Annotated in this window: 4 protein-coding genes and 1 pseudogene; 1 reads left to right on the forward strand and 4 read right to left on the reverse strand. The window is 70.3% G+C overall.

The features are described from left to right. Positions 1-86: 86 nt before the first annotated feature. On the reverse strand, positions 87-806 hold the full coding sequence (locus EAS64_RS28545; RefSeq protein WP_145857966.1) for a TetR/AcrR family transcriptional regulator: 720 nt from the start codon (positions 804-806) through the stop codon (positions 87-89). Positions 807-899: 93 nt separating this feature from the next. Between EAS64_RS28545 and EAS64_RS46190 the strand changes: the two genes are divergently transcribed. Then, entirely contained in the window at positions 900-2474 is a 1575-nt protein-coding gene (locus tag EAS64_RS46190; RefSeq protein ID WP_246115889.1) for an MFS transporter, read from the forward strand. Positions 2475-2543: 69 nt separating this feature from the next. On the opposite strand, the pseudogene EAS64_RS47215 reads toward EAS64_RS46190, so the two are convergent. The 3 genes and pseudogenes from EAS64_RS47215 to EAS64_RS28565 form a co-directional block, all read right to left on the reverse strand. Further along, a pseudogene (locus tag EAS64_RS47215) lies at positions 2544-4166 on the reverse strand (sensor histidine kinase); the annotation flags it as partial. Beyond that, complete coding sequence (locus EAS64_RS28560) at positions 4166-4981, reverse strand: response regulator transcription factor (RefSeq protein ID WP_145857968.1); 816 nt, start codon at positions 4979-4981, stop codon at positions 4166-4168. The gene EAS64_RS28560 and the pseudogene EAS64_RS47215, both read right to left, overlap by 1 nt. Before the next feature lie 169 nt (positions 4982-5150). Further along, positions 5151-5744, reverse strand: a complete 594-nt coding sequence (locus EAS64_RS28565; protein ID WP_145857970.1) for a CYTH domain-containing protein — start codon at positions 5742-5744, stop codon at positions 5151-5153. Positions 5745-6000: the final 256 nt, after the last annotated feature.

Consider the following 6000-nt stretch of genomic DNA (forward strand, 5'->3'; position numbering starts at 1 on the left):
GCACGCCGATAATGCAACAGACAATGCACGGGTGGAAATCTCGTGCGGATGCACGTGCGCTTGGGGGGCAGGGCGGGGCGCAGTGCCTACGGGCGCCGGGGCGCAGTGCGCTGACCGCGCGGACGCATCAGCTCGCCGAGCTCGTCCGCGCTCGGTGCGGGCTGCGGCAGCGCCGCGACAGCGTCCCTGGACGGCCGGAGGCCGTCCAGGAGCATGCCGAGGTAGCGCCGCCAGACCTGCGGGGTGACGGCGGCGGCGTACTCGGCGACCGAGCCGAGCATGAACGCGATCATCTTCACGTCCGTCGCCTCGAAGTCCGTCCGCAGGTCGCCCGAGTCCTGCGCGCGCCGCACCAGCCTGGTGATCACCGGGCGCATCCTGTCCCGTGCGTAGCACACCTGGTCGCGGTCGTAGGTGCCGAACATCATCAGCTGGCGTAGCGCCAGGTCCCCTGCCATGGCGGCGGCGGCGAACTCGAGGTAGGAGGCGAGGCCCTGCCATGGGTCCGCGGCCGTGCAGCACTGTTCCGCCACCGTGACGAGGGCGTCGATCCGCTCGCGGAACAGCTCGCGGATGAGCGACTCCTTGTCGGGGAAGCGCCGGTAGACGGTGCCGACGCCGACGCCGGCCGCGCGTGCCACCTCGTCCAGGCTCGCGTCGAGGCCGCGTTCGGTGAACACCTCGGCGGCCGCGGTGAGGATGCGCTGCCTGTTGCGCTCGGCATCGCGGCGGAGCGGGCGCACGTCCGCGTCGAGGCGCGGCGGGCGCTCGCCTGCGCCTGACGTTTCTTCGGCTCGAACCGTCATCTCTATAGGGTAACCCCTATCGGAGGCGACGCCTCCGCTTCGTGTTATCCTCGGCAAATAACCGGAATCATATCCTCCAGATTGGCGGTTGGTATGTCCGAGGCAAGCGTCCCGATGCCAAAGGCCGCGGAGCCGGATCCGCGGCGCTGGCTGATCCTGGTGGTCATCGGGCTCGCGCAGCTCATGGTCGTGCTGGACGTGACCGTGATGAACCTGGCACTTCCGTCGGCGCAGAAGGCACTGGGCTTCAGCAACGCGGACCGGCAGTGGATAGTGACGGCGTACGCGCTGTCGTTCGGCAGCCTGCTGTTGTTCTGCGGCCGGTTGGCCGACCTGATCGGCCGCAAGGTGATGTTCATCACCGGCCTGATCGGCTTCGCCGTCGCGTCCGCCATCGGTGGCGCATCGGTGAGCTTCGCGATGCTGGTCACCGCGCGCGCTTGCCAGGGCGTGTTCGGCGCGATGCTGGCGCCCGCGGCCCTTTCCCTGCTGACCACGACGTTCAGCGACTCGAAGGAGCGCGGCAAAGCGTTCGGCATCTACGGCGCGATCGCCGGCGCGGGCAGCGCGGTCGGGCTGCTGCTCGGCGGTGTGCTGACCGAGTACCTGTCGTGGCGCTGGTGCCTTTACATCAACCTGGTCTTCGCCGGCGCCGCGGTCGTCGGCGGGTTGCTGCTGCTCAAGCCCCAGGCTCGCGTCGTCGGCGGGCGGCTCGACGTGCCGGGCGTGGTCATGGTTTCCTCCGGCGTCTTCTGCCTCGTCTACGGGTTCTCCAACGCGGCGCTGCACTCCTGGTCCACCCCGTCGTGCTGGGGCTTCCTCATCGCGGGCGTGCTGCTGCTCATCGCCTTCGCCGTCTGGCAGGGCCGTACCGACCATCCGCTGCTGCCGCCCCGGGTGGTGCTCGACCGCAACCGCGGCGGCGCCTATCTCGCGATCCTGATCACCGGCGCGGGCATGTTCGGCATCTTCCTGTTCCTTACCTACTACATGCAGGTGTCGCTCGGGTACTCGCCTGTGGTCAGCGGGCTGGCGTTCCTGCCCATGGTGGTCTGCATCGCGGTCTCGGCGAACGTGTCCAACATCGTGCTGCTGCCGCGGGTCGGCCCGCGGCCGATCGTGATCGCGGGCATGCTGCTGCTAGCAGGCGCCCAGTTCTGGCTGACGCACATCGGGCTCAAGGGCGACTACGTCGGCGACATCCTCGGTCCGCTGATGATCACCGGCGTGGGCATGGGGTTCATGTTCTCCACCGCGTTGAACACCGGCACCTACGGCGTCTCGCCGCGCGACGCGGGCGTGGCGTCCGCCTCCGTCAACACCGGGCAGCAGCTCGGCGGCGCGATCGGCACCTCGCTGCTGAACACGATCGCGGCAAGCGCGACGGCCAGCTACATCGCGAGCCACCTCGTCCACAGCGCGCCGAGCAACGCGGCACTCAAGCACGCCAACGCGATTGTCCAGGCGCAGGGCGTGCTCCACGGCTACACCACGGTGTTCTGGTGCTGCATGGGCATCTTCCTCGCCGGCGCGGTCATCCTGGGCGCCCTGCTGCGCCCGGGCCCGCTGCAGCCACTGGCCCGCGACACGCAGGACGGCGCGGCCCCCGCCACGGCTGGAGCCGCACCGGACGCCGAGTCGGCCGAGCCGGTTCCGACGCCGGAGTAACCGTAACGACGCCGGGGTAAGCCGGGGCCCCTGTTCCGCGAGGCGGGCCTCGGTGAGCTGCGGGAGCACGATCGTGAACCGCGTCATGCCGGGCTCGCTCGTCACCTCAACCGAGCCCTGGTGGGCAGCGACCACCGCGTCCACGATCGCCAGCCCGAGCCCGGTGGAGGATGCGTTGATGGCGTGCGACCGGGACGTGTCGGCCCTGGTGAACCGCTCGAAAAGCTCGGGCAGCAGGTCGGCGGGTATGCCAGGGCCGTTGTCCGTGACGGTGAGCACAAGGCGCGGCGTCGCCGGAAGCGTGCCGCGGCTGACCGAGGTCGGTGGGGCGCCCCGCACAGTGCTTGGCTGCGTCCATGGCAGCGTCTCGCTAACCCGCACGGTGACCGTGCTGCCTTCCGGGGTGTGCCGTCCGGCGTTGGACAGCAGGTTGGCGAGGACCTGATGCAGCCGGTGCGCGTCGCCGCGGACGAGCACGGAGTCGTCGGGCAGTTCGAGCTGCCAGCGGTGTCCCGGCCGGGCGACCTGGGCGTCGCTTGTCGCCTCGATGGCCAGCCGGGTCATGTCGACCGGTGCGCGGTCGAGCGGGCGGCCTGCGTCAAGGCGGGCGAGCAGCAGCAGGTCGTCGACGAGAACGCTCATCCGCTTCGACTCGGAAAGCACCCGGCCGAGCGCGTGCGTGACCGTTTCCGGTGACTCGCCGGGGTGCAGCAGCGCAAGCTCCGCGTAGCCGCGGATGGCGGCGAGCGGGGTGCGCAGCTCGTGGCTGGCGTCGGCGGCGAACCGGCGCAGCCGGGCCTCACTCGCCGCCCGGCGCCTCAGCGCGGAGCCCACGTGCCCGAGCATCCGGTTGAACGCGATGCCAACCTGGCCGGTCTCGGTGGCCGGGTCGGTGTCTGGCACCCCGGCGGGCAGCGACACCTCGCCTGAGTCCAGCGGCAGTTCGGCGACCTGGGACGCGGTGGTCGCCACGCGGCGCAGCGGGCGCAGCGAGAACCGGACCCACAGCGTGCCGAGCACGCCGGCCAGCAACAGGACCACGCCGAAGACGGCGAGCTCGGCAAGCGCGACGTCGCCGAGGAAGTCGTGCATTCCGGCCAGCGGCAGGCCGGTGTAGTAGACGGATTTGTCACCGTCCGGGTCGCGGACCGCGGTGAGCACGTACGTGCCATTGGGCCCGCTCAGGTAGAGCGTCGTGGTCGGCGCGTCGGGCGTCTCCGGGCCCGGCGGCGGCGACGGCTGGATCTGGGCCAGGCGTTCCTTGTCGGCACTCGACAGGGCGAAGTCCGAGTCGCCCACCGCGGAGCTGTGCCAATGCCCGTCGGCAAGTACGGCGACGAAGGTATTCTCGCCGAGTCCTGGGCAGCTGTTGGAGATGCCGTACGGGGCGCCGCTCCCTGAATCCGCGGTATTCCCCGGGATCGCGGGGGCGGACCCGGTGCCGGGGCTCGTCCCGCCATCAGGCTCTGTGTCCTGGCCGTTGCCGCCATGGTTGATCTGCCCCTCCCAGCAGTTGCGTGCCAGGGTGCTCGCGGTCTGCAGCTGCCTGTCCATCTCGCGGGTCAGCGCGCCGCGGACGGCGAAGTAGGTGACCAGGCCGACCGATGCGGAGGCGATGGCGAGCAGCGCGACAAGGCCGGCGATGAGCCGGCCCCGCAGCGTGCGGGGGAGCAGTCGGCTAGCCGACGTCATCACCCCGCCGGCTTCAGCACGTACCCGACGCCGCGGACGGTATGGATGAGCGGCTCACGGCCGGCGTCGATCTTCTTGCGCAGGTAGCTGATGTACAGCTCGACCACGTGAGCCTGGCCGCCGAAGTCGTAGTTCCACACCCGGTCGAGTATCTGCGCCTTGGACAGCACCCGGCGCGGGTTGCGCATCAGGAACCGGAGCAGTTCGAACTCGGTCGCCGTCAGGTCGATCAGCTCGCCACCGCGGCGAACCTCGCGGGCGTCCTCGTCCATGCTCAGGTCCGCGACGATGAGCGCACCCTCGCTTGTCGTCCGCGCCAGGTTCGCCCGGCGCAGTAGCCCCCGCAGCCTGGCCAGGACCTCCTCGAGACTGAACGGCTTGGTGACGTAGTCGTCGCCGCCCGCGGTCAGCCCGGAGACCCGGTCCTCCACCGCGTCCCTGGCGGTGAGGAACAGCACGCAGACGCCGGGAATCTCGGCGCGCAGCCGCCGCATCACCTCGATGCCGTCGAAGTCGGGAAGCATGATGTCGAGCACCACCGCGTCCGGCCGGAACTCCCGGCCGGCCTTGACCGCCTCGGCTCCGGTGCCCGCGGTCCGCACGGACCAGCCCTCGTAGCGCAGGACGCTGGACAGCAGTTCGGCGAGGCTCGGCTCGTCGTCAACCACCAGCACCCGCACCGCGGTGCCGTCCGCATGCGTGGTGCCCGCACCGCGTCCGGGCGCAGCCGTGGGCGTGGCCGTGACAGTCGCTGTCGCCGCGGCCTGCTGATAGACGGCGCCGTCCGGCGCGCCCCTCGAGTCATCAGGCGTCATGATCACTCATTCGTAGACGGGGGAAACCAACTCCCCCCAGCATGGCAAGCACCTCGACGATCGACCCCGAGAATTTCGTATGGGTTTCCTCTGAGAATACGGTCCTTTCCTGCTGTGAGCCCGCAGGCCCGGCATTTGGCCAGATCAGAGAGGTGACACACGAGAAAAGTCAGCCGTTAAGCACCCGGGCGAGCTTGGAAGCGTGGCCGGCCGGCTGCGCGCCGGCCGCGAGCAGTGTGTCGGCGGCGGCGCGCTGCAGCGGGGGATCGGCGGCCGGCACCTCCACCTCGATCTCCCGCCACCGCAGCGGCTCGCCGCGCTCTGGCAGCCGCCGCGCGGTCACCACGTCGTCGGCCACCTCGGCGACCGTCTGCCCGTCCCGGCCGCGGAGGGTCACCACGGTCCGTTGGGTCTCCAGGATGGCGATCGGACTCATCGGCTGGTCCTCGGTGACCTCGGCCACCCGTGAGGCGAGCTCATCGGGAACCTCCTCCTCAGACGCGGCAAGCGGCGCGCGTATCTCGCGGCGGGCCCCGGCGCCGGCGGGCAGCTTGAGATGCCAGCCCTCGTCCGTGCCCCCGGTCCGCCGCCGCAGCGTGATCTTGTTTGCCGCGAGCCGCCCGTCCGCGGTGTCGTAGTACGTGGCGGACAGCAGGTACAACACGGGCGGATCGGCGCTCACCCCGTCAAGGCCGTCGAAAGACGGCCGCTCGAACCCGGTGTCCACATCGAACTTCTGCTCAATCTCCAGATGTTCCGTCATCGCGTGCGCCTCCAGGGACAAGAGATGGCTCAAGTCTAGGGACGGCAGGCTCGAGGCATCATGCCTGCCTCCACACTGCGTCGCCGGGCCTTGTCCCTGCGCCGTCTCCTTACGCCGTCGCCTTACGCCGTGTAGCGCCAGGGTTCCTGGGTGTAGGTGCGGCCGGTCGGGGTCGTCCACTGGTGCCAGCCGGGCTTGGGCTGGGTGACGGTCCAGCCTGCGGTTTGCTTGACCTGGTGGCAGCGTCTGCTGCGGG

Source organism: Trebonia kvetii (genome assembly GCF_007827045.1).
In the GTDB taxonomy this organism is placed as follows: domain Bacteria; phylum Actinomycetota; class Actinomycetes; order Streptosporangiales; family Streptosporangiaceae; genus Trebonia; species Trebonia kvetii.

Bases quoted from the DNA above. Each gene is read 5' to 3' on its own strand.
- EAS64_RS28545 (WP_145857966.1), bottom strand. From the start codon at position 806: ATGACGGTTCGAGCCGAAGAAACGTCAGGCGCAGGCGAGCGCCCGCCG.
- EAS64_RS46190 (WP_246115889.1), top strand. From the start codon at position 900: ATGTCCGAGGCAAGCGTCCCGATGCCAAAGGCCGCGGAGCCGGATCCG.
- EAS64_RS28560 (WP_145857968.1), bottom strand. From the start codon at position 4,981: ATGACGCCTGATGACTCGAGGGGCGCGCCGGACGGCGCCGTCTATCAG.
- EAS64_RS28565 (WP_145857970.1), bottom strand. From the start codon at position 5,744: ATGACGGAACATCTGGAGATTGAGCAGAAGTTCGATGTGGACACCGGG.